At 64.2% G+C, this 21,287-nt stretch carries 23 protein-coding genes; 12 read left to right on the forward strand and 11 right to left on the reverse strand.

The genetic code is table 11. From position 1 onward, the window contains the following. Positions 1-90: 90 nt before the first annotated feature. The gene (locus AC07UC_RS10100; RefSeq protein WP_140772791.1) at positions 91-540 is read right to left on the reverse strand and encodes a baeRF12 domain-containing protein; all 450 of its coding nucleotides are present in this window, start codon (positions 538-540) and stop codon (positions 91-93) included. A gap of 198 nt (positions 541-738) precedes the next feature. Continuing rightward, positions 739-969, reverse strand: a complete 231-nt coding sequence (locus AC07UC_RS10105; protein WP_494905475.1) for a hypothetical protein — start codon at positions 967-969, stop codon at positions 739-741. On the opposite strand from AC07UC_RS10105, the gene cysG reads away from it, so the two are divergent. The 7 genes from cysG to AC07UC_RS10140 all read left to right on the forward strand — a co-directional run bounded on the left by cysG (position 970) and on the right by AC07UC_RS10140 (position 8,373). After that, positions 970-2,421, forward strand: coding sequence for a siroheme synthase CysG (gene cysG, locus AC07UC_RS10110; RefSeq protein WP_140772070.1), 1,452 nt, complete (start codon positions 970-972; stop codon positions 2,419-2,421). It begins immediately after the preceding gene. Then, positions 2,418-2,711, forward strand: coding sequence for a DUF2849 domain-containing protein (locus tag AC07UC_RS10115; protein WP_140772068.1), 294 nt, complete (start codon positions 2,418-2,420; stop codon positions 2,709-2,711). Before cysG ends, AC07UC_RS10115 begins: the two co-directional genes overlap by 4 nt. 45 nt (positions 2,712-2,756) lie before the next feature. Beyond that, a complete protein-coding gene (locus AC07UC_RS10120; protein WP_494905477.1) occupies positions 2,757-4,427 on the forward strand; it encodes a nitrite/sulfite reductase in 1,671 nt (556 codons plus the stop codon). Further along, entirely contained in the window at positions 4,402-5,166 is a 765-nt protein-coding gene (locus AC07UC_RS10125) for a phosphoadenylyl-sulfate reductase (protein WP_202325895.1), read from the forward strand. Before AC07UC_RS10120 ends, AC07UC_RS10125 begins: the two co-directional genes overlap by 26 nt. A gap of 165 nt (positions 5,167-5,331) precedes the next feature. Then, positions 5,332-5,865, forward strand: a complete 534-nt coding sequence (locus tag AC07UC_RS10130) for a DUF934 domain-containing protein (protein WP_494905478.1) — start codon at positions 5,332-5,334, stop codon at positions 5,863-5,865. A 96-nt stretch (positions 5,866-5,961) separates the two neighbouring features. Further along, positions 5,962-7,569 carry a GMC family oxidoreductase gene (locus AC07UC_RS10135; RefSeq protein WP_494905479.1) on the forward strand — a complete coding sequence of 536 codons (1,608 nt, stop codon included), beginning with the start codon at positions 5,962-5,964 and terminating at the stop codon, positions 7,567-7,569. Between the two features lie 183 nt (positions 7,570-7,752). Further along, positions 7,753-8,373, forward strand: a complete 621-nt coding sequence (locus AC07UC_RS10140) for a DJ-1/PfpI family protein (RefSeq protein WP_494905481.1) — start codon at positions 7,753-7,755, stop codon at positions 8,371-8,373. A 39-nt stretch (positions 8,374-8,412) separates the two neighbouring features. Here AC07UC_RS10140 and AC07UC_RS10145 read toward each other — a convergent pair whose 3' ends face one another. Further along, positions 8,413-9,435, reverse strand: a complete 1,023-nt coding sequence (locus tag AC07UC_RS10145; RefSeq protein WP_140772057.1) for a fatty acid desaturase — start codon at positions 9,433-9,435, stop codon at positions 8,413-8,415. A gap of 134 nt (positions 9,436-9,569) precedes the next feature. Beyond that, complete coding sequence (locus AC07UC_RS10150; protein ID WP_140772055.1) at positions 9,570-9,770, reverse strand: hypothetical protein; 201 nt, start codon at positions 9,768-9,770, stop codon at positions 9,570-9,572. A 227-nt stretch (positions 9,771-9,997) separates the two neighbouring features. Here AC07UC_RS10150 and grpE point away from each other — a divergent pair, with 227 nt between their 5' ends. Both grpE and AC07UC_RS10160 read left to right on the forward strand, forming a co-directional pair. Further along, the gene (grpE, locus tag AC07UC_RS10155; RefSeq protein ID WP_494905483.1) at positions 9,998-10,630 is read left to right on the forward strand and encodes a nucleotide exchange factor GrpE; all 633 of its coding nucleotides are present in this window, start codon (positions 9,998-10,000) and stop codon (positions 10,628-10,630) included. Positions 10,631-10,750: 120 nt separating this feature from the next. Beyond that, on the forward strand, positions 10,751-11,389 hold the full coding sequence (locus AC07UC_RS10160; protein ID WP_494905485.1) for a trimeric intracellular cation channel family protein: 639 nt from the start codon (positions 10,751-10,753) through the stop codon (positions 11,387-11,389). 75 nt (positions 11,390-11,464) lie between these two features. Here AC07UC_RS10160 and olsB read toward each other — a convergent pair whose 3' ends face one another. The 6 genes from olsB to AC07UC_RS10190 form a co-directional block, all read right to left on the reverse strand. Next, positions 11,465-12,340, reverse strand: a complete 876-nt coding sequence (gene olsB / locus AC07UC_RS10165; protein ID WP_056577807.1) for a l-ornithine N(alpha)-acyltransferase — start codon at positions 12,338-12,340, stop codon at positions 11,465-11,467. A gap of 285 nt (positions 12,341-12,625) precedes the next feature. Continuing rightward, on the reverse strand, positions 12,626-14,914 hold the full coding sequence (locus AC07UC_RS10170) for a hybrid sensor histidine kinase/response regulator (protein WP_494905487.1): 2,289 nt from the start codon (positions 14,912-14,914) through the stop codon (positions 12,626-12,628). Positions 14,915-15,056: 142 nt separating this feature from the next. Next, on the reverse strand, positions 15,057-16,046 hold the full coding sequence (gene acuI / locus AC07UC_RS10175; protein WP_202325900.1) for an acrylyl-CoA reductase (NADPH): 990 nt from the start codon (positions 16,044-16,046) through the stop codon (positions 15,057-15,059). Positions 16,047-16,103: 57 nt separating this feature from the next. Next, entirely contained in the window at positions 16,104-16,601 is a 498-nt protein-coding gene (lspA, locus tag AC07UC_RS10180) for a signal peptidase II (protein WP_494905490.1), read from the reverse strand. Positions 16,602-16,626: 25 nt separating this feature from the next. Beyond that, positions 16,627-17,484, reverse strand: coding sequence for a TrmH family RNA methyltransferase (locus AC07UC_RS10185; protein WP_140772048.1), 858 nt, complete (start codon positions 17,482-17,484; stop codon positions 16,627-16,629). A gap of 17 nt (positions 17,485-17,501) precedes the next feature. Further along, positions 17,502-18,587 (reverse strand): RsmD family RNA methyltransferase, encoded by a 1,086-nt coding sequence (locus AC07UC_RS10190; RefSeq protein WP_494905492.1) that lies wholly within the window; start codon positions 18,585-18,587, stop codon positions 17,502-17,504. Between the two features lie 135 nt (positions 18,588-18,722). Between AC07UC_RS10190 and AC07UC_RS10195 the strand changes: the two genes are divergently transcribed. The 3 genes from AC07UC_RS10195 (at position 18,723) to AC07UC_RS10205 (ending at position 20,300) form a co-directional block, all read left to right on the forward strand. Next, complete coding sequence (locus AC07UC_RS10195; protein WP_494905493.1) at positions 18,723-19,412, forward strand: helix-turn-helix transcriptional regulator; 690 nt, start codon at positions 18,723-18,725, stop codon at positions 19,410-19,412. A gap of 73 nt (positions 19,413-19,485) precedes the next feature. Then, positions 19,486-19,866 carry a VOC family protein gene (locus AC07UC_RS10200; RefSeq protein WP_494905495.1) on the forward strand — a complete coding sequence of 127 codons (381 nt, stop codon included), beginning with the start codon at positions 19,486-19,488 and terminating at the stop codon, positions 19,864-19,866. Then, positions 19,863-20,300, forward strand: coding sequence for an EVE domain-containing protein (locus tag AC07UC_RS10205; protein ID WP_494905496.1), 438 nt, complete (start codon positions 19,863-19,865; stop codon positions 20,298-20,300). Before AC07UC_RS10200 ends, AC07UC_RS10205 begins: the two co-directional genes overlap by 4 nt. Here AC07UC_RS10205 and lhpI read toward each other — a convergent pair. Then, positions 20,297-21,262, reverse strand: a complete 966-nt coding sequence (gene lhpI, locus AC07UC_RS10210) for a bifunctional Delta(1)-pyrroline-2-carboxylate/Delta(1)-piperideine-2-carboxylate reductase (RefSeq protein ID WP_494905498.1) — start codon at positions 21,260-21,262, stop codon at positions 20,297-20,299. The two genes, AC07UC_RS10205 and lhpI, sit on opposite strands and share 4 nt — an antisense overlap. Between the last annotated feature and the right edge of the window lie 25 nt (positions 21,263-21,287).

Here is a 21,287-nt window from a genome sequence, read left to right on the forward strand (position 1 = left end):
AAATACTCGGCCGGCGGCTGAAAAGCCGCCGGCCTGCCGGAAGTCCCGCGATGTTGTCGCCCGGTTTTCGCGGCAGTCGGTCGCCGGCGATCAGGCGGCCCGCAGCAAGGCCTCGATCTCGAATATGGCGTGATTGGTCAGCGTCTTGGGAATTTCGGCGGCCACTTTGCCCTCGACCTCCTTGTGCAATTTCTTGCGCATGGTCCCGAGCACCATTGGCGGCGCGACAAGGACGATCTCGTCGAATGCCCCGCCATGCGCGAGCTTGTAGAGCCGGGCGGCAATGTCATCGGCGAAGCGTTCCTTGCCGATCCGGTGCCAGTCGGTCTCCTCGACGGCGCTGCGATGCACAGACGGGCCGTCATTGTACCGGCCTGGACTGTCGGTCCCCTGTTCGCGGGTGGGCGGATTGTCCTGCTCCATCATCTGCACGACCTCAAGGTTGGGAAACTTGTTGTCGCCGATATTCTTGAGGAAGAGCGCTTTTTCGCCATCGGCCACCATGATCCAGATGCCGTGCTTCAGCTTGATCGTGCCCATGATGACGGGTTCCTTTCTCTGCTGCGTGATGGCCTGCGCGGCACTCCGCCGCGGTTTCGGTTTTGGATGGCGGGCGAGATGGGAACGCCTTGCGAAGCGGTAATGTTCCCACCGCCAAGGTCTGCTGAACGCCCGCTGCCCGAGGCCGAAGGTTGAGAATTGTTGGCTGGCGGCTTTAATCTACTAAATTGGTAGAAATTAGAAAAAACTGTTTTGCGAGATAGCGAGCCCGCGGCTAAAAAGACCTGAAATCAAGGCCTGCTTCAGCGACTTGAGTTCGCCCACACCCAGGATGTGGAATATTTTTCTCCTGCCTTTCGCAGTTGCGAAAAAGCGATTGCCTGCCATCACAGGATGCGCGAGTGCTTTGCTTCTGGTTTTTCGCGCCCGGGCGTAAAACTGCGACACTGTTCCCGGATTGCTTTTCACATGCCGCAGGCCAATGCCAAGCTCAATGCCTTCCCCGTCTTCGTGCGGGTCGAGGGCGAAGCCGTGGCCATTGTCGGCGGCGGTGAGGAAGCCCTGGCCAAAGCACGGCTGATCGGACAGTCGAGCGCGGTCTTGCGCATCATCACCGAAAATGCCGAGCCGGAACTGCTCGCCTTCATCGCTCAGTCCGGCGCCAGCCATGTCGCGGCGGCTTACGATGCCTCGCAGCTCGACGGCGCGGTCATGGTATTTGCCGCCAGCGGCGACGAGACGCTCGACCGCCGCGTCGCCGCCGACGCGCGCAAACTGGGCATTCCGGTCAATGCCGTCGACCGGCCGGAGCTCTGCGATTTCTTCACCCCGGCGCTCGTCAACCGCGCGCCGGTCGCCATCGCGATTGGCACCGAGGGTGCGGGCCCGGTGCTGGCCCAGATGCTGCGTGGCCGCATCGACCAGATGCTGTCGCCGTCGCTTGGATCGCTGGCGACGCTTGCCGCTTCACTGCGCGGTGCCGCCGAGAAATTGCTGCCGAAAGGCAATGCCCGCCGCCGCTTCTGGAGCAGTTTTTTCCAGGGTGCGCCTGCCCATGCCGTGGAAGCCGGCCAGTTGTCGCGGGCGCATGACGCCGCCGTGGATCTTCTGTTGTCGAACGCACCGGCTTCGGGCCACATCGCCCTGGTGGGCGCCGGTCCGGGTGCCGAGGACCTTCTGACGCTGCGGGCGCACCGCCTGCTGATGGAAGCCGACGTCATCGTCCATGACGCGCTGGTGCCGGAGGCGGTGGTTGCGATGGGCCGCCGCGATGCCGAGCGCCTGGGTGTCGGCAAGCGCAAGGGCTGCCACACCAAGAGCCAGGCCGAGATCAACGCGCTGCTGGTCGAGCTCGGCCGGGAGGGCAAGCGCGTCGTGCGGCTGAAGTCGGGCGATCCGCTGGTGTTCGGCCGCGCCGGCGAGGAGATGGCGGCGTTGCGCGATGCCGGCATCGCTTATGAGGTGGTTCCGGGTGTCACCGCGGCCTTCGCCGCCGCCGCCGATTTCGAACTGCCGCTCACCTTGCGCGGGGTGTCCTCGTCGATGGTGTTCACCACCGGCCACGACCTCAAGGGCAATTCGTTGCCCGACTGGGCCAAGCTTGCGATTTCCGGCGCCACCGTTGCCGTCTATATGGGGCGCTCGGTCGCGGCCGAAGTCGCCGGCCGCCTGATCGAGGCCGGGTTGTCGCCGGACACGGCGGTCGCGGTGGTCGAGAATGCCAGCCTTGCCAATCGGCGCCGCTTCCACGGCACGCTGGCCGACCTGCCATCGCTGGAAGCGCGTGGCGATCTTTCCGGGCCGGTCATGACAATTATCGGCGATGCCGTCGCCGGCGCCAATTTCGAACGGTCCGAGCCGCTCGCGGCACACAAGCATGCGGGTGCGGCAACCGCCGCCACTGAGAGAGTTCAGCCATGAAGATACTGACCGCCAACCGCCTGACCGATGGCATCGCCGTCTGGTACGCCGATGGCGGCTGGGCCGAGACGGTGGGCCATGCGGACCTTGCTCATGACAAGGCTGCCGAGGACCGCCTGGAGGCGATCGGCGCCAAGGCCTATGCCGACAATGAAGTGGTCGACGTCAATCTGATCGACGCGGACGTCGTCGACGGCGTGGTCGAGCCGGTGCGATTGCGCGAGAAGATCCGCGCCGCCGGGCCGACCATTCGCGGCGATCTCGGCAAGCAGGCCGAGCGGGCCGCATAGCCAGGAATTAGATGAAACGGGCGGACGCGCCCTGAAAGACGAAACATGTACCGTTACGATGAGTTCGACCACGATTTTGTCCAGGCCCGCGTCGCCGAGTTCAGCGACCAGGTCCAGCGCCGGCTGTCCGGCGAGATCACAGAGGACCAGTTCCGGCCGCTCAGGCTGATGAACGGCGTCTACCTGCAACTGCACGCCTACATGCTGCGCATAGCGGTGCCCTATGGCACGCTGAACAGCAAGCAGTTGCGCATGCTTGGCCACATCGCCCGCAAGTACGACAAGGGCTACGGCCATTTCACCACGCGCCAGAACATCCAGTTCAACTGGCCGGCGCTGTCGGACATTCCGGCGATCCTGGCTGATCTGGCAAGCGTCGAGATGCATGCCATCCAGACCAGCGGCAACTGCATCCGCAATGTCACCGCCGACCATTTCGCCGGTGCCGCGGCCGACGAAGCCGCCGACCCGCGCCCCTATGCGGAAATCCTGCGGCAATGGTCGTCGGTGCATCCGGAATTCTCGTTCCTGCCCAGGAAATTCAAGATCGCGGTGACCGGTGCCGAGCGCGACCGCGCCGCCATCCAGACCCATGATATCGGCCTGCACCTGAAGAAGAACGCGGCCGGCGAGCTGGGCTTTGCCGTCTATATCGGTGGCGGCCAGGGCCGCACGCCGATGGTGGCAAGAAAGATCCGCGACTTCCTGCCGGAAGCCGACCTGCTATCCTACTGCACGGCGATCCTGCGCGTTTACAATCTCTATGGCCGCCGCGACAACAAGTACAAGGCGCGCATCAAGATCCTCGTCCACGAGACCGGCGTCGATGAGATCACCCGTCAGGTCGAGGCCGAGTGGCAGGAACTGAAGGACGCCGAACTGAAACTGCCGGAAGCCGACATCCGTGCCATCGAAGCCTATTTCGCGCCACCGGAACTGACCGAGCGGCCGAACGGCGACGCAGCGGTCAAGCTGGCGCGTCTCGATTCCAAGGGTTTCTCGGAATGGCTCGACCAGAACGTGGTGACCCACCGCCATCCCGACTACGCGGCGGTGACGATCTCGCTCAAGGGCATCGGCGAGGTGCCGGGCGATGCGTCGGACAGCCAGATGGAAGCGGTCGCCGACATCGCCGAAAAATATGCCTTCGACGAGCTGCGCGTCAGCCATGAGCAAAACCTGATCCTGCCGCATGTTGCGCGCGCCGACCTCAAGGCGGTCTATGACGCGCTGGTCGATATCGGGCTGGCGACAGCCAATTCCAATTTGATATCCGACATCATCTCGTGCCCGGGCCTCGACTATTGCGCGCTGGCGACGGCACGCTCGATCCCGATCGCGCAGGAAATCTCGCAACGCTTTGCCTCGCTTGAACGGCAGCGCGAGATCGGCGAGTTGAAGCTGAAGATCTCCGGCTGCATCAATGCCTGCGGCCATCACCATGTCGGCCATATCGGCATTCTCGGCGTCGAGAAGAAGGGCTCCGAACTCTATCAGGTGACGCTGGGCGGCTCGGCCGACGAAAACACGTCGGTCGGCGAGATCATCGGCCGCGGCTTCTCGTCGGAAGAGATCACCGACGCCATCGAACAGATCGTCGAGACCTATCTCGGCCTTCGGCTCAACCCACAGGAAAAGTTCATCGACGCCTACCGCCGTGTCGGTCCCGCGCCGTTCAAGGAGGCGCTCTATGCTGGCGAAGCCAAGGCCGCTTGACCGTATCGCCGATGTCGATGACGGCGTCGCCGCCAAGGCGGCGGGGTTCGATGCGCTTTACGGTCACCTGAAGCCGCTCGAGATCATCGAACGCTCGGTTCGCGAACTGTTTCACGACGAGATCGCCGCCGTGTCGTCCTTCGGCGCGGACTCGGCTGTGTTGCTGCACATGATCGCCGAGATCGACCGGTCGCTGCCCGTCATCTTCCTCGATACCGGCAAGCATTTCGAGGAGACGCTCGGCTATCGCGACGCGCTCGTTGCCGATTTCGGGCTGACCAACATCCAGGTGATCAAGCCCGAGGAAGCCGCACTCGAGCGGATCGACCCGACAGGCAATCTGCACCAGAGCAGCACCGATGCCTGCTGCGATGTACGCAAGGTCGAGCCCTTGGCGCGCGGCGTGGCACCGTTCCGCGCCTGGTTGACCGGCCGCAAGCGCTTCCAGGCCTCGACGCGGGCTGCGCTGCCGGTGTTCGAGGCGGTCGGCGCGCGCATCCGCATCAATCCGCTGGCGCACTGGACGACATCGGACCAGGCCGACTACATGCGCGCCCATGTGCTGCGCGAAAATCCGCTGGTCGCCTATGGCTATCTGTCGATCGGCTGCTTTCCGTGCACGCAGCCCGTACAGCCGGGCGAGGACGCGCGCAGCGGCCGCTGGGCCGGTCACGCCAAGACCGAGTGCGGCATTCACCTGTCGGGGCTGGAGAAGTCGCTGACCGACGCATCCCTATAGGATATGCTGATAATCAGGTGAGGCTGGCCTTGCCAACGGCGGCTTGCCGCGCTTCCGGTGCTCACGTACTTCAAGTACGCTCCGCTTCGGAAGCCGCCATTCTCGGTGCAGCCTGACCTCAGTCTCAACACATCCTTGGCTCGTTTGAATATTTAGGAATTCTTGATGACCGAAACGACGACACCGGAGATCCGGCTCTGGACCCCGGAGGGGTTTCGTGAGGACGAGTGGGCTCATGCCGAGAATGCGGACGCGCTTTCCGGCAATGGCCGCTTCATCCTGCCGCTGCAGGCATTCCTCGACCTTGATCCGGAGGTGCGCCGGTCCGCCAAGGAGCGGCTCGGTGTCGTGTTGCAGCCAGGCGATCAGCTCGAGAAGATCGCCGACCTGCTCGACCAGCTGTCGCTGGTGGCGCTGGTCTTCCCGGCCTTCAGCGACGGGCGCTCCTTCTCCAAGGCCGAACTGCTGCGCAGCCGCTATCATTTCGAAGGTGCCGTTCGCGCCACCGGCCAGGTGCTGGTCGATCCCTTGCCGCATATGCTGCGCCTTGGTTTCGATGAGTTCGAGATCTCCAATCCCGTGCTGCTGAAACGCCTGGAGGAAGGCCGCACCGGCGGGCTGGGTCTTTACTATCAGCCAGCCGCCGTGCCGGAGCCCAAGGGCCCGAAATATTCCTGGCGGCGCCTTCGCAACAGCTGACGTTGGGGTAATTCCGCACGTCTTTACATAGGCCGTAATCGAGCTTTCTCTTGGTCATCCGGACGGAAACATCCGCCGGGTGCAAGGGAGGAAGTCATGGATTTCGACTATGTCATCGCCGGCGGTGGGTCCGCTGGCTGCACGCTTGCCGCGCGGCTGTCCGAAGATCCATCGAAAACGGTCTGCCTGATCGAAGCCGGCGGCACGGGCAGCAACCTGCTTGTCCGCGCGCCGGCAGGCATCATCGCCTTGTTGCCGGGCCGGCCGAAGATCAACAACTGGGCGTTCGAGACGGTGCCGCAGCAGGGGCTTGGCGGCCGCAAGGGCTACCAGCCGCGCGGCAAGGCGCTGGGCGGATCCAGCGCCATCAATGCCATGCTCTATACGCGCGGGCACCGCGGCGACTATGACGAATGGGCCGACCTCGGCTGCGACGGCTGGTCATGGGACGAGGTGCTGCCCTATTTCCGGCGGGCGGAAGGCAATCAACGCGGCGCTGATGCCCTGCATGGCGGTGACGGTCCGCTGCGGGTTGCCGAGCAGCAAGAGCCCCGTCCGCTCTCCCGGGCTTTTGTCGAGGCCTGCGGCGAAAACCAGATCCGCCGCAACGATGATTTCAACGGGGCCGAGCAGGAAGGTGCCGGACTTTATCAGGTGACGCAATTCTGGGGCGAACGCCGCAATGGCGAGCGCTGCTCGGCGGCCGCTGCCTATCTGCAACCGGCCATGAACAGGTCGAACCTCACCGTCATCACTGGAGCGCATGCCACTGCGGTCATCCTCGACGGCAAGCGCGCCGCCGGCGTGCGGTATCGCGCGGGGAAGGGCGAAGCCGTTGCGAAAGCCAGGCGCGAGGTGATCGTCTGTGGTGGCGCCTTCGGTTCGCCTCAGCTCCTGCTGCTGTCAGGCATTGGCCCGGCCGCCGAGCTTGCCATGCATGGTATTCCGGTCATCCATGAACTGCCCGGTGTTGGCAAGAACCTGCAGGACCACCTCGATTTCATCATGGGCTGGACGTCGAAAGATGCCGACATGATGGGCATCGGCCTGCGCGGCCTGCCTGGCCTGCTGCGGCACATGCTGCGCTGGCGGAAAGATGGGGGCGGGATGATCGCTACGCCCTATGCCGAAGGCGGCGCCTTCCTCAAATCCGATCCGGTGATGGAACGGCCCGACCTGCAACTGCATTTCTGCATCGCGATCGTTGATGATCATGGCCGCAAGCTGCATATGGGATATGGCTTTTCCTGCCATGTCTGCGTGCTGCGGCCGCATTCTCGCGGCGAGGTCGGGCTGTCGACGCATGATCCCATGGCACCTCCGCGCATCGATCCACGCTTTCTTTCGGACGAACGCGACGCCGAGCTTTTGCTCAAGGGGGCCAGGATGATGCGCTCTATCCTGGAGGCACCGGCGCTGGCCAGATATCGCCACAAGGAAATCTACACCGCCGGTGTTTCGAGCGACGCGGAGTTGATGTCCCACATCCGTGCCCGCGCCGACACGATCTACCACCCGGCCGGCTCTTGCAAGATGGGCGTCGACGAGATGGCGGTGGTCGATCCGCAATTGCGGGTGCGCGGACTGCAGGGGTTGCGGGTCGTCGACGCCTCGGTGATGCCGACGCTGATCGGCGGCAACACCAACGCGCCGACCATCATGATCGCTGAAAAGGCGGCGGATATGATCAGGGCAGCCGCTTGACTCCGGTCCAGGTCGGCCCGGGATACTGTTTTCATGCGCCATGAAGGGCTTGCTCCGCCCTCCGGGAAAGAAAACTGGTCGTCCCAATTGGCGATTTGCGCTTTTCCTTTTTTCGTCCTGCCCTTAGGATAAGTCTATTATTTCGCGACCCGAAATAAATGGGCCACAAGGGAGGAACCGGGAATGGCTGGCAAGAAAATATTGATGCTCGTTGGCGAATTCAGCGAGGAATACGAGATTTTCGTCTTTGAACAGGCCATGCATGCCGTCGGCCACACGGTGCATGTGGTCTGCCCCGACAAGAAGGCCGGCGATGTGCTGAAGACCTCGCTGCACGACTTCGAGGGTCACCAGACCTACACGGAAAAGCCCGGCCACGACTACATCCTCAACAAGACGTTTTCCGAGGTGGATCCGGCCAAGTACGACGCCGTCTACGCAGCGGGCGGACGCGGTCCCGAATACATCCGCATCGACAAGCGCGTGCAGGCGCTGGTGCGGCATTTCCACGAGGCCGGCAAACTGATCTTCACCATCTGCCATGGCGTGCAGATCCTGATTGCCGTCGATGGCGTGGTGCGGGGCAGGGAAGTCGCGGCGCTGCACTATTGTGAGCCGGAGGTGACGCTGGCCGGCGGCATCTACATCGATGTCGCGCCGACCGGTGCCCATGTCGATGGCAATCTCGTTTCAGCCAAGGGCTGGCCGGGCCTGTCCAACTTCATCCGGGAATGCCTGAAGGTGCTGGGCACCGAGATCCGCCACGGCGAGATCCTGATGCGCGACGAGCGCCAGGCAGCTTGATCAGGTGGCAGACTGTCGCGCCATGGCGCGGCAGTCTTCCTACGCCGCAGCTCGGGCCTCACGGAACGACACCAGCTTGCGGCGGTTTTCGTCCCACAATGCCAGTTTGACGCAACGCAGGCTGTCGAGCAGCGTGACACGGCCAATGCCGCGCAGTTCCGGATAATCCCGCAACACTTCCTGCAGCCGGTAGCCCGGCACCTTGGCGGAGAGGTGATGGACGTGGTGGACGCCGATATTGCCGGTGAACCAGTTCAGCACCGGCGGCAGGTCGTAATAGGACGAGCCATGCAGGGCGGCATGCTGGAATTCCCAATCGTCATCCTTTGCCCATTCCGTCTCCTCGAACTGGTGCTGGACATAGAACAGCCAGATGCCGGCCGAGCCGGCGAGAACGACGATCGGCAGATGGACCACCAGGAACGCACCGGGGCCGACGGCCCAGATGAGCAGGGCCGCCGCAAGCGCGATGGCGAGATTGGTGGTCATGGATGATACCCAGGGCGTCAAGCCGCCGCGCATCATGCCGACGGGCAGCCTTTGCGAAAAGATGAACAGCCAGATCGGTCCCAGACCGAACATCACCAGCGGGTGGCGATAGAGACGATAGCCAAGGCGCCCGCGCCAGGACAATCCGCGGTATTCGGCAACGGTCAACGTGAGGATGTCGCCCATGCCGCGCTCGTCGAGATTGCCGGCGCTGGCATGATGGGTCGCGTGGGCGCGGCGCCAGCAATCGTAGGGCGTCAGCGTCAGGACGCCGAGTGCGCGGCCGATCCAGTCGTCGGCATAGCGGTTGGCGAAGAAGGAGCCATGGCCGCAATCATGCTGGATCATGAAGATCCGCACCAGGAACCCGGCCGCCGGAAGGATCAGGACCAGCCCCCACCAATGGCCGTAGGCATAAGCGGCCGCGGACATGGCCCAGAGCGTGGCGAAAGGAATGAGGGTGATCGCGAGTTCGACGGCGCTGCGCCGCCGGTCCGGCTTCTTGTAGCGCGCCAGGATCTTCAGCCAGGCCCGCTTGCTGTTGGCGGCCGCGTCGGGGGAAATCATGTTCATCAGGAAGCATAGTCGGAGGCGCTCCCCTCCCGCAAGATGGCAGTCACGCGAAATTACTGTGTGTAATTGTCGCGCGACACGCCATTCCTGCCTGGTCTTCCAAATTCCGCAATGCGCGGAGGCCGGCCAGGTGGCTATCGGCGGCCGCCACCAAGGCTGTTTCTCTCCAGCCGGTCCAGCCGGTCAAGCAACTCGCTGAATCGGTTGGGAATGTCGGCTTCGGTGCGGAAAGAAGGCAAGGTACGCAGAAAGCGTGTCATCGCCTCGGCACCGAACTGGCGCCTGACTTCGGTGGCGAGCTTTTCTCCTTTTTCTGCCTTGTCGCGAGTCATCATTTCAAAATCCTGTGTCGGCTTCGAAACTCCTCCAGCAAGGGAATGGTTCCCGCATCACGCTTCTGTGGCAAGCGAAGCCGGCAGGTAAGGTAAAGTTTGAATTAAAATCGAAGTAACGCCATTGGTCACGGTTCAGGCCGGTCCGGTGGCTTACCCCTTGATTTTTGGCCGCCAAACCTCGATATCGGGCTCAAAATCCATACCATTCGAGATGACGGGAAACGGCGATGAGCGACCAGGCAAAAGACGAACGCGCGCCCAGTGAAGTCGATGCGGCAGAGGCCAATGCCGAGCGCACGGAAGGCAGTATCGACGGCGATTATGAAGCGCTTGTGCGGCTGCTGAAGGAAAATGAGGAGCTCAAGGACCGTGCGCTGCGCGTCGCGGCCGAGATGGAGAACCTGCGCCGCCGCACCGCACGCGACGTGCATGACGCGCGCACCTATGCGGTTGCGAATTTCGCCCGCGACATGCTGTCGGTGTCGGACAATCTGCGCCGCGCACTGGACGCCATTCCCGCCGAGGCCAAGGCGTCGGGTGATGCCGGCTTCAAGGCGCTCATCGAGGGCGTAGACTTGACCGAGCGCGCCATGCTGTCGGCACTGGAACGGCACGGGGTCAAGAAACTCGCGCCGGAAGGCGAAAAGTTCGATCCCAATTTCCACCAGGCAATGTTCGAAGTGCCCAATCCCGACGTTCCGGCCAACACGGTGGTCCAGGTCGTGCAGCCGGGCTATTCGATCGGCGAACGGGTGCTGCGCCCGGCCATGGTGGGCGTCGCCAAGGGTGGCCCGAAAATCGCCGCCGAGGCGCCGGTCGAGCCGGGGCCAGTGAATGAGCAGGCGGAGAAAGATGCTTGATAGGCAGTAGGCAGTAGGCAGTAGGCAGTAGGCAGTAGGGGAAGTAAGGCAGTCGTATCAATCGCGCGGCTTCGTGCTATTCATACGTGCAAAGCCCTACTGCCTAACCCCTATTGCCTCATGCCCTTAAATCCCATCGCCCTTCTCGACTATGCCGGCGTTGCCGTTTTCGCGGCGACCGGGGCGTTGGCTGCGTCGCACAAGCAACTCGACATTATCGGTTTCCTGTTCCTGGCCAGCGTCACCGGCATTGGCGGCGGCACGTTTCGCGACCTCATCCTCAATGTGCCGGTCTTCTGGGTGGGAAACCGCGACTATGTGCTCATCTGCGCTGTCGTTGCGGTCCTGGTCTTCTTCACCGGGCACCGTGTCGAATCCCGCTACAAGCTGCTGCTGTGGCTCGACGCCATCGGGCTGGCCGCCTTTTCGGTGATGGGCGCGGCAAGGGGCCTGGCAATCACCGGTTCGCCCGTGGTTTCGATCATCACCGGCATGCTGACCGCGACCTTTGGCGGCATATTGCGCGATCTCCTGGCCGGTGAGCCTTCCGTGCTGCTGCGGCCGGAAATCTACGTCACGGCGGCCCTGGCCGGCGGCGCCATCTTCACTCTGGGCGATGTCGCCGGATTGCCGCAGATTGTCTCGGGGTTGGCCGGCTTCGTCGTGGCGTTTGCCGTGCGCGGTGGCGCGCTGCGTTTTGGCTGGTCGTTTCCGTCGTACAGGAGCCGGCCGGGAAGGCGGCCGGAGGATATTCCGTGAGTGAGTAGGAAATAGTCAGTAGTCGATAGGCAGCCCGTGATGTCGCGGCGTAGCGTTCACTACTCACCGCTCACTTCAAGCCGCGAAACGCTGCGCTTCCCCGCCATAGTAGTTGACGTAGCGGGCGCCGATCTCCTTGACCGGCATAACCACGAACACGTCGACCGTCGAGAATTCACGGTCGATGACGCAGCCGTCGCCGATGCGGGCGCCGACCCTCAGATAGCCCTTGACCAGAGGCGGCATCGCCGCGATCGCCGCCTTGGCGTTGACCGCCTCGATCGGCATCAGGTCCATGGAGCAGTACCGATCGGAAACCGCGCGCACGTCCCAGGCGGAGTTGGTACGGCAGTGATGGGCAAGATAGGTCAGCGCCTCGGCATGCGCGGCCGGCACAGTGCCGTGGAAGGAAGCGCAGCCGGTCATCACGCCGATTTCGTAGTGATTGATGTAGGCCCAGATGCCTTGCCACAGCGCCTCGATGGTGCGCTTCGAGCGGTATTGCGGCAAAACACAGGAGCGGCCGAGTTCGAGAAAACGCTGGCCGGGATGGCGGGCGATGAGCTTGGTCAGCTCGAATTCGCCTTCGGAATAAAAGCCTCCGGCGGTGGCCGCGATTTCTTGCCGCAGCAGCCGATACGTGCCGACGATGCGGCGATGTTCGGGGCCGGAAAGCGTGGTGTCCAAGACCAGAAGGTGATCGCAGAGCGGATCGAACCGGTCGGCGTCGCGGCGATCCTGCGCCTGGAACAGGTCCTTCCTGGCGCCAAGCTCGTCGTAAAATACCCGGTAGCGCACTTCCTGCGCGGCCGCGATCTCGGCCTCGTTGCGGGCGAGCCGCACTTCGAGGTTGCCTATACGGCCGAGCGCTGCGCCTTTTATGACGGAATCGACATTACGTCCGGCAAGCAAGGCGCTGCTGGCGTTCGGCCGAGTGTCACATTCCGGCATAACTGTATGCACGAGTGATTCTCCTTCGAGCCATCCCTCTTGGCACGGGGATACGGTGTAGGTGCAACAGGATTGTGACAGTACCGTGATACGGCGTCGCGGGCAATACTTCGTCGGCTGGCGAAAACGGTCAACCGGCTACGTTAGATGAGAAGACATGAAGCGTGTCGCGCCTACGCGGGCCGCGATGCCGTGCTTCAGGCTTCTTGTTTTCATGCATGTCCTCCCGGCAAAACCGGGGTCACTTTTGGTTGACATGCATCGGCCGCGGGCCAGAAAACCGGTTCAAGCGGCGACCTGGCCCTCGACGGCGTTGACCAGCGCATCGGGGTCGAGCGGCTTGGTGACGAAGCCGCTGGCGCCGTGGGCGAGCACCGCATGGCGGGTCTTTTCCTGGCTGTCGGCCGACAGCACCATGATCGGCACCGGCGGGACCGACATTTCCTCCTCATGGCGGCGTATCGCGGCAATCGCGTCCAGCCCATCCATGACCGGCATGTGCAGGTCCATCAGCACCACGTCGAAGCGATGCTTGTGCCCGGCGCTGGTGACGGCCTCCACGGCGGCCTTGCCATTGCCGACCACCTTGACGCGGTGCCCTGCCTTCAACAGCGTGGCGCGGGCCAGCATGGCATTGATGTCGTTGTCCTCGGCGATCAGCACGGACAGGCCCTGCTGTCGGTCGGTCGAGGTGCGGAGCGCCGGGGCGCGGCGCTTCTCCGGCTGCGGCTGCGCAAGCGCCGGCCCATGGCTGGTCAAAAGGACACGCAAAAGTGTTCCTCCGCGCACCGGCCGGGCAAGGAACGTCGCGTAGCCGCTGGCGCGGAACTCGCCAAGCATGCCGCGGTCCGTCGGCGCTATCAGCGTGACGGCTTCGCAATCGGAAAAGCCGCTTAGGCGCAGCCGCCTGAGCAGCCTCCCGTCGCTTTCTTCCATGGCGGCGTCGACCAGGAGCACGTCACAGCCGTCGGCCAGGGACGCGGCCTGCGCCACGGTGGCGGCGATACCGGCCGTACCGCCATTGGCGCGGATGGTGCGGGCGATGGCGTCGGCCTCGACGGCGTTCCTGGACAGGATCACCGCGTGCCTGCCGGCAAGCGCATTCTGCCGGCCTTGCGGCGCGTCGGTGGCCTCCGTGGCCGGGATTTCGAAGACAAATTCCGACCCTTGGCCAAGCCGGCTGGAGACCGAAATCGTGCCGCCCATGGCAGTCACCAGGCGCTTGGAGATGGCAAGTCCCAGTCCCGCCCCGCCATGCGTGCGCGTCGAGGTGCCGTCGGCCTGCTCGAACTCCTCGAAAATGCGCTCCATGTCCTCGTCGCGCAGGCCGGGACCGGTGTCGGCGATGGTGAAGCAGATGCGATCGCTGGTCTCGGTGCGGGCGCGCGCGACGCTGACCAGCACGCCGCCGCTGTCGGTGAACTTGATGGCGTTGCCGATGAGGTTGAGCAACACCTGCCTGACCCGGCCCGGGTCGGCGGTGATCATCTGCGGGACATCCGGCTCGACATGGCAGCCGAGGCCGATATCCTTGGCAAAGGCGCGCGCGGCGAGCAATTCGATAATGTTGTCGGCGATCTCGCGCACCGACATCGGCTGCGGTTCCGGGTCGAAGCGACCGGCCTCGATCTTGGAATAGTCGAGCAGGTCCTCGATCAGGGCGAGCAAGGCACTGGCCGAGGTCGAGATGGCGCCGACATAGGTCTGCTGCTCCGGCGACAGGCTGGTGTCGGCGAGCAGCCTGGCCATGCCCATGATGCCGTTCATCGGCGTGCGGATTTCATGGCTTACGGTGGCGAGAAAGCGCGATTTCGCCTGGCTTGCGAATTCGGCTCTTTCGCGCGCGGTGATCAGCGAGGATTCGGCGCGCTTGCGGGCGGTGATGTCGCGGGCGATGGCGCGATGCGAAACCGAGCCGCTGTCCTTGTCGCGCACAGACAGTTCGATCCACGAGAACCAGCGCGAGCCGCCCGGCGTGCGGATGGCGACATCGGTGGAACTCAGGCACTCGTGATCGGAAAAGGCGGCATCGGGAACGATGCCGACCTCGATGCCGAGTTCGGCCAGGGTCTTGCCGGCAAGATCGCGATGATCGGCTTCGACGAGATCGGCGAACACCTTGTTGGCATAGACGATATTGCCGTCGCGATCGCGATGGATGACAAGATCGCCAAGCGCGTCGATGAGACCGCGAAAGCGCTCCTCGCTTTCCTGCATTTCCCACATGCGGTCGGCAAGCGTCTCGATCTCGGCGCGGCTGCGGGCGGTGGTCTCGTCCAGCAGCACCACGGTGCGCTGGACGCTGCGTCTGGCATGCAGATGCAGCGCAAGGCCGGCGAGGCCGGTTGCCAGCAATGCGAGGCTGATGAAGATCGGCGCCCCGGTCAGATGCGCAAGGCCGGCCAGTATCATGATGGCAACGAAGGTGAGCAGGGGCAGCCCTTCACGCCTGGCCAATTGCTGCTCGGGCACCAGCGGCGGCGCGGCGATAAAGCGCCGCGCCGCCGTCGGCGCGGCCACCGCATCGACGTCGTCGCCCTTGCTTGCCTGCTGGCTGTCGGATTCCGCGATCATGCGAAACCCTTGCCAGACAGAGATTATGGAAAATTGCGGCGGATCGTTCGAATTTTAGCGGATAGGGCGTTTTTGTCCCGGTAGCGGCGGCTTCGCCACCGGATTTGGCACTTCAGTCCGCCGGCGACGATCCGCGAGGACGTTACATGTCGACGACGACGCGTCCGCGGATCTTGCCGTCGACGATGTCGCGTGCCGTGTCGACGATGCCGTCGAAGCCGATGGTCGTGGACAGGCTGGCAAGCTTCTGCAGGTCGAGATCGGAGCCAATGCGGCGCCAGGCCTCGAGGCGCACGGCCTTTGGCGCCATCACCGAATCGATGCCAAGCAGCGAGACGCCGCGCAGGATGAAGGGGGCGACGCTCGATGGCAGATCCATTCCACCGGCCAGGCCGCAGGCCGCGACGGCGCCGCCGTAGGAGGTCATCGACAGGACGTTGGCCAGCGTATGGCTGCCGACCGAATCGATGCCGCCGGCCCAACGCTCCTTGGCCAGCGGCTTGGCGGGCTGGCTGAGTTCGTCGCGCGAAATCACCTCGGCGGCGCCGAGGTTGATCAGATAAGGGCTTTCGGCATTGCGGCCGGTCGATGCAATGACGTGGTAACCGAGGCTGGACAGGATGGAGACCGCGACCGAACCGACGCCGCCGGCGGCACCGGTCACCACAACCGGGCCGCGGTCGGGCAGGATGCCGTGCCGCTCCAGCGCCATGACGCAGAGCATGGCGGTATAGCCGGCGGTGCCGACCGCCATCGCGTCGTGCGCGCTGATGCCATCCGGCAGCGGCACCAGCCAGTCGCCCTTGACGCGGGCGCGCCCCGCATAGGCGCCGAAATGCGTTTCGCCGACGCCCCAGCCGTTCAGGATGACCTTGTCTCCCTTGCGCCAGTCGGGATTGGAGGACGAAATCACTGTTCCGGCCAGATCGACGCCCGGCACAAGGGGCCAGCGGCGGACCACCGGCGCCTTGCCGGTGATGGCCAACCCGTCCTTGTAGTTCACCGTCGTCGCCTCGACCGCGACGGTGACGTCGCCCTCCATCAGATCGGCTTCGGTGAGATCCGTCACGGCGACCGACTGTTTCTTGTCGGCGTCGCGCGAGATGAGGATGGCTTTGAAGGTTTCGGACATCTTTTTCTCCGCGAGCTTGCTTGTCGGTCTGGACTGTGCGGCGATGGCCGCGCGGGGTCAATCTTTGGAAGGCTTGGCGTTCGAAGACTTGGGCTCGCGACGCCAGCCGATGAGTTCGTCGAAGACGACCAGGGCCGCGCCCACGGAAATGAAGGCGTCGGCGAGATTGAAGACGGCAAAGGACCAGACTGGCGTGTGGAACAGGATGTAATCGATGACGTGGCCGTAGACGGCGCGGTCGATCAGATTGCCCAAAGCGCCACCGATGATCAGGGCGAAGCCGGTGCGGGCGATGACATGGCCCGATGGCGTGCGGGTGGCGAGATAGAGCACGAAGGCAACGACCAGCACGGCGATGATCACCAGGCCGGTGTCGCCGAAGGAGGAAAACATCGAAAAGGCGATGCCGGTGTTATAGGTGCGAAACAGCGCCAGGAACGGCACCAGATCGACTTTTTCCTGAAACGGCAGGCCGGTCTCGACCAGATGCTTTATCCACTGATCGAGCGCTATGGCCGCGACGACGAGCAGCGCGTAGGGGGACCATGATCTCACGGGCTGGCAACCTTCATTGCTGGCTTCATTGCTGGTCGGCGATTGGCTCGAGCTTCAGCGCGCCGCGCCGGATCTCGAACAGCATGATGCCGGTGGCGACGGCGAGATTGAGCGAATCGGCACGGCCCGCTTGCGGGATTCTGAGCAATCGGTCGCAACTCGCCGCCAGGCTTTCGGGCAGGCCCTGCTGCTCATTGCCCATCATCAGCAGAACCGGCCCACGGGAAAAATCGACCGAGCGGTAATCGACGGCACCCTTCAGATGCGTGCCGGCGACGAGGCCTGAAAACCCGCCACGCCAGGCCAGGAAAGCCTCTGTCGTCGCCTTGGCCACCGGCACGGCGAAAATGGACCCCATGGTGGCGCGCACCGTTTCCACGGAAAACGGGTCGGTGGTGTCGCCGACCAGGATGATGCCCTTGGCGCCGACGGCATCGACGGTGCGGATGACGGTGCCGAGATTGCCGGGATCGCGCACCCTGTCGAGCGCCACCCAGACGTCGCCATTGTCAGCGCGGATGTCCTTCAGGGCCAGGAATTTCTGCGAGAAGACGCCGACCACCATTTGCGGATTGTCACGGCGGGTGATGGCGACAAGCACCTTCTCCGACACTTCGAGCACCGTGCCGCCGGCGGCAACCGTGCGTGCCGCGACCTTTTCCACGGCCGCGTTGCCACGCCCTGCCTTGGCGAACACGAGCGTCCTGATCTGCCAGCCAAGGTCGAGCGCATCGATGACCAGCTTCAGCCCCTCGGCCATGAAGGCGTTCTGCTGGTCGCGGAATTTCTTCAGGGCGAGAGCCTTGATGTCCTTGACCAGCGGGTTGGCGAGGCTGGTGACTTCCTTCACCTGGCCGGGTGCGCCTGCGTGCCGCTCGTTCATTCAGGACTCCCGGGCATTCAGGCCACCCAACGCGAAAACAATGAGGTCGAAAGCGCCCTGCCGGCTGACTTTTCACGGATGATCAACTCGCCCGATTCAACCTTGCCGCCCATGCCGGCAAAAGTGTCGCGCATCAAAGCGTGGATGGCGAAGAAGGAGGCGCGGATCGAATAGGCGGTCAGCACCACGGCAAGCGGTTTCGGCGTCAGGATCGCGCGGCAGAGGTCGGTGAGCGCCGGCAGATCCTCGAACAATTGCCAGACCTCGCCCTTGGGGCCGCGGCCATAGGCCGGCGGATCGAAAAGCACGATGTCGTAGCGGCTGCCGCGGCGCTCCTCGCGCTCGGCGAATTTCACCGCATCGTCGACGATCCAGCGGATCGGCTTGCCGCCGAGTCCGGCCATCTCCTGGTTTTCACGCGCCCAGCCGATCGCCTTCTTCGAGGCATCGACATGGGTGACCTCGGCGCCGGCGCGGGCCGCCACCAAGGAGGCAAGACCAGTGTAGCCGAACAGGTTCAGCACCTTGACCGGCCGCCTGGCCGCCGCGATCAGCCCGGCCATGTGGTCCCAGTGCGAGGCCTGCTCGGGAAATACGCCGACATGGCGAAACGAGGTGAAACGGCCGAGATAGTCGATGCCGTCATGCTTCATCGGCCAGGTTTCGCCAAGCGGCGTCTTGGGGAAGCGCCAGCGGCCGATGCCTTCCTCGTCGGTGTCGCCGGTGAAGATGGCGTCGGCGCGTTCCCAGTCCCTGGCCGGCAGGGCCTTCTGCCAGATCGCCTGCCCCTCGGGCCGTACGATGCGGTAGGGGCCGTATTGTTCAAGTTTCTGGCCGGCACCGCTGTCGAGCAGCGCATAATCGGCATTCGGGGCCACTTCGAGGATGAGCGGAAGCTGCTCGGCCGGCAGGACACCGTCACGACGGGCAAGGATGCGCGGTGCCGACTTCGGCGCGGGCTGGCTCTCCGCTTTCAAGTCACGCGCTTCGCGCGGCCTGGCGTCCGGCCGTGCCGTGCCACGCGCCTCGTGCGGACGCACCTCTCCGGCTCCGCCTTTGGCGGGCGGGCGGCTGTCGCGGCGTTTGTCGCGAAAAGACTTCAAGCGGGGGCATCTCCGAGCGGCGTGCCGCTTTTGGCATAGGGCAACCAGCTTCGCAACCAAGTCTGCCGCTGCCGCCGCTCCTGTTCATGTCGGTCAGAGATGGACCGATGTCAAAGAAACAGGCAAATCTGCTGGATGTCCCGCTCCGAACGCCTCCTCGACCTCATCCAGTGCCTGCGCCGACACCGCCGGCCGGTGAGCGGACAGGCGCTGGCCGATGAGCTCGGGATTTCGATCCGCACGCTCTATCGCGACATCGCCACGCTGCAGGGGCAGGGCGCGCCGATCGAGGGGGAGGCGGGCCTGGGCTATGTACTCAAGCCCGGCTTCATGCTGCCGCCGCTGATGTTCAGCGACGACGAGATCGAGGCGATCGTGCTGGGCTCGCGCTGGGTCGCCAAGCAGCCGGACCAGCGTCTCTCGGCTGCGGCCGCCAATGCGCTGGCCAAGATCGCGGCCGTGCTGCCGGATGATCTGCGCGAGGATCTCGACGCCTCCACCCTGCTGGTCGGGCCGCCGGCGCAAGCCATGGAGGGCATCGATCTCGGCACGGTGCGGCAGGCCATCCGCAACGAGCGAAAACTCGGCTTTCTCTACCGCGACGCCGGCGGTGTGGCCTCGCAACGCGTCGTCTGGCCGTTCGCACTCGGTTTCTTCGACAAGGTGCGGGTGGTGGTGGCGTGGTGCGAGATGCGGCAGGATTTCCGGCATTTTCGCACCGATCGCATATCCGGCCTCAACCCCATCGATACGCGCTATCCGCGTCGCCGCCAGGTGCTGCTCATGGAATGGCGGGCGACACTCGACAAGCCGCGTGGGCCATAAGGCTACTGCCAGAATCTGACAGCATCCTGTTCTAGGTTCAGCGCACCGAAACGCTGAACTCTGGAGAGTACACATGACCACCCCTAATCTCGTCATCCTCTATGTCGACCAGCCGCTGCGGAGTGGTGCCTTCTACAGCGCGCTGCTTGGTCGCGAGCCGGTCGAAAGCGCGCCGACCTTCGTGATGTTCGTGCTCGACAACGGCTTCAAGCTCGGCCTCTGGTCGCGTCATACCGTGGAGCCGGCGGCAGAGGCGGCGGGTGGCGGCGCTGAGATCGTGTTTGCACTGAAGACGCCGGAGGCGGTCGACGCCGCCCATGCCGACTGGTCGGGGCGTAGCTTGAAGATCCTGCAGGCGCCGACCGACATGGATTTCGGCCGCACTTTCGTTGCGCTCGATCCCGACAATCACCGCCTGCGTGTCTACTGGCTGTCGGATGGGGAAAAGAAATGAGCGCGTATTGGATCGCAGTGGCGTCGGCGCAACATGTCCGGCGCGGCCGCACGGACGGCTTCATGCAGGTCAACCACGGCAAGGCGGCGCCGTTGCGTCGCGTCAAGCCCGGCGATGGTGTCATCTATTATTCGCCGACCACGGTTTTGGGCGAAAAGGATGGCCTGCAGGCTTTCACCGCAATCGGCACCGTGCGGGAAGGAGAGCCTTATCAAGGCGAAATGGGCGGCGGCTTCACGCCGTTCCGCCGCGACGTCGAGTGGATGGCGGCTGAAGAAGCGCCGATCAAGCCGCTGCTCGACCGGCTGGACTTCACCGCCGGCAAGGCGAACTGGGGATATCAGCTGCGCTTCGGCCTGTTCGAAGTCACCGATCACGATTTTCGCCTGATCGCCGACGCGATGGCTGCCGAAAAGCGGGGGACGGTGAGCTAGGCCTTCAGCACGTTATAAACGGCAATGCCGGCGGCAAGGTCCTCGAGTGCCGCGCCGACCGACTTGAACAGCGTGATCTCGCCAAGGCTTGTGCGGCCTTTCTTCTGGCCGCGCGCCAGTTCGTGCAAATCGGCGACGATGGCGTCCGGCTTCAGCAGGCTGGAGGCCAGTGGCTGGACGATGTCGCCGGCTTCCCTGGTGGCGCCGGCGCGGGTGTCGACATAGACCCGGGCACGGGCGACCGCGTCATCATCGCTTTCGCGCATTGTCGGGGTGAAGCCGCCGACCAGGTCGACATGGGTTCCAGGCCGCAGCAGCGCGCCCTTGATCAGCGGCGTGGTGGTGATTGTCGCCGAGGAGACGATGTCGGCCTGACCAAGCTCGGCATCGAGGTCGGTCGCGGCGCTGGCGGCGAAGCCTTCGGCGCACAAATCGGCCGCGACTTTCTCAGCGTTGGCGGGGGTGCGGTTCCAGATGCGGATGGTTTTTATCGGCCGCACCGCCGAATGCGCCCTGGCGAGGAACGGCGACAGGGCGCCAGCACCGATCACAAGCAGCCGCGAGGCATCGTCGCGGGCGAGGTAGGACGCCGCCAGCGCCGAAGCACAAGCCGTGCGCCACTGAGTCAGGCGCTGGCCGTCGATCAAGGCTTCCGGTTCGCCGGTGCTGCCGTTGAGCAGGAGATAAAGCCCCATCACGGCGGGCTTGCCGATGGCGTTGTTGTCAGGCGAGACGGTGACGATCTTGACGCCGATATGGCCACCGGAGGAGGTGCCGGCGGCGTTGAAATCGGTCCATGCCGGCATCAGCAGCAGGGTCGAGGCCTCGCCGTCGGGCCGTTCGACCGCGTGATGATGCCTGACGGGCTGTACCGCCCCGTCACGGAAAGCCGCGCGCAACGTCTCGACCAATCCGGGAAAGGTCAGCGCACGGTCGACCTCGGCGGCCGAAATGGTCAGCATGAAAAGCTCCGTGGGAGGAAAGGCG

This window comes from Mesorhizobium sp. GW821-FHT04C10 (assembly GCF_059420305.1).

Coding starts and splice junctions, on each gene's coding strand:
- AC07UC_RS10100 (WP_140772791.1), bottom strand. CDS start 540: ATGGGCACGATCAAGCTGAAGCACGGCATCTGGATCATGGTGGCCGAT.
- cysG (WP_140772070.1), top strand. CDS start 970: ATGCCGCAGGCCAATGCCAAGCTCAATGCCTTCCCCGTCTTCGTGCGG.
- AC07UC_RS10115 (WP_140772068.1), top strand. CDS start 2,418: ATGAAGATACTGACCGCCAACCGCCTGACCGATGGCATCGCCGTCTGG.
- AC07UC_RS10120 (WP_494905477.1), top strand. CDS start 2,757: ATGTACCGTTACGATGAGTTCGACCACGATTTTGTCCAGGCCCGCGTC.
- AC07UC_RS10125 (WP_202325895.1), top strand. CDS start 4,402: ATGCTGGCGAAGCCAAGGCCGCTTGACCGTATCGCCGATGTCGATGAC.
- AC07UC_RS10130 (WP_494905478.1), top strand. CDS start 5,332: ATGACCGAAACGACGACACCGGAGATCCGGCTCTGGACCCCGGAGGGG.
- AC07UC_RS10135 (WP_494905479.1), top strand. CDS start 5,962: ATGGATTTCGACTATGTCATCGCCGGCGGTGGGTCCGCTGGCTGCACG.
- AC07UC_RS10140 (WP_494905481.1), top strand. CDS start 7,753: ATGGCTGGCAAGAAAATATTGATGCTCGTTGGCGAATTCAGCGAGGAA.
- AC07UC_RS10145 (WP_140772057.1), bottom strand. CDS start 9,435: ATGAACATGATTTCCCCCGACGCGGCCGCCAACAGCAAGCGGGCCTGG.
- AC07UC_RS10150 (WP_140772055.1), bottom strand. CDS start 9,770: ATGATGACTCGCGACAAGGCAGAAAAAGGAGAAAAGCTCGCCACCGAA.
- grpE (WP_494905483.1), top strand. CDS start 9,998: ATGAGCGACCAGGCAAAAGACGAACGCGCGCCCAGTGAAGTCGATGCG.
- AC07UC_RS10160 (WP_494905485.1), top strand. CDS start 10,751: ATGCCCTTAAATCCCATCGCCCTTCTCGACTATGCCGGCGTTGCCGTT.
- olsB (WP_056577807.1), bottom strand. CDS start 12,340: ATGCCGGAATGTGACACTCGGCCGAACGCCAGCAGCGCCTTGCTTGCC.
- AC07UC_RS10170 (WP_494905487.1), bottom strand. CDS start 14,914: ATGATCGCGGAATCCGACAGCCAGCAGGCAAGCAAGGGCGACGACGTC.
- acuI (WP_202325900.1), bottom strand. CDS start 16,046: ATGTCCGAAACCTTCAAAGCCATCCTCATCTCGCGCGACGCCGACAAG.
- AC07UC_RS10185 (WP_140772048.1), bottom strand. CDS start 17,484: ATGAACGAGCGGCACGCAGGCGCACCCGGCCAGGTGAAGGAAGTCACC.
- AC07UC_RS10195 (WP_494905493.1), top strand. CDS start 18,723: ATGTCCCGCTCCGAACGCCTCCTCGACCTCATCCAGTGCCTGCGCCGA.
- AC07UC_RS10200 (WP_494905495.1), top strand. CDS start 19,486: ATGACCACCCCTAATCTCGTCATCCTCTATGTCGACCAGCCGCTGCGG.
- AC07UC_RS10205 (WP_494905496.1), top strand. CDS start 19,863: ATGAGCGCGTATTGGATCGCAGTGGCGTCGGCGCAACATGTCCGGCGC.
- lhpI (WP_494905498.1), bottom strand. CDS start 21,262: ATGCTGACCATTTCGGCCGCCGAGGTCGACCGTGCGCTGACCTTTCCC.